This window comes from Streptomyces sp. SID13726 (assembly GCF_010548375.1).
Taxonomy (GTDB): Bacteria; Actinomycetota; Actinomycetes; order Streptomycetales; family Streptomycetaceae; genus Streptomyces.
In genome coordinates, this window is sequence record NZ_JAAGLY010000491.1 from 1 (window position 1) to 433 (window position 433).

Here is a 433-nt window from a genome sequence, read left to right on the forward strand (position 1 = left end):
CGAGCACGGGGTCGGAGTCGGCGATCTCGCTGCGCAGGTGCCGCGCGGCGCGCGCGAGCGAGAGCTGGGACTCCTGGGCGCGGGCGTCGATCTCCTCGGCACGGTTCATGCGGGTGATGGTGTCCTGCATGTCGCTCACCCCGATCTCCCGACCGCGGGAGTCGACGCCGCGCGTCGCCTCATCGATCTCGTCGGACATGTCCTCGAGCAGGTCGCTCGCGTACGACACGACGCGGTCCGCCGCCTCGTTGAGCGCGTAGAGCAGCGCGTACGCGACGCCGTAGGAGGATCCGGTGAGCCACGGGGTGCGCCGCATGCGCGCGATCGCCTTGTCGAACACGCCGTAGTGGCGCTGCGGCTGGGCGGTCACGACGACGTCGGGGAGAGGGCGAGCACGATCCGCTCGTAGACGACGCGGTCGCCGTCGCGCCGC

Annotated in this window: 1 protein-coding gene; it reads right to left on the bottom strand. The window is 71.8% G+C overall.

The features are described from left to right. Nucleotides 1–370 (bottom strand): hypothetical protein (locus tag G3I78_RS48745; RefSeq protein WP_203616552.1); only part of this gene is annotated, 370 nt, incomplete at its 3' end. Nucleotides 371–433 lie beyond the last annotated feature (63 nt).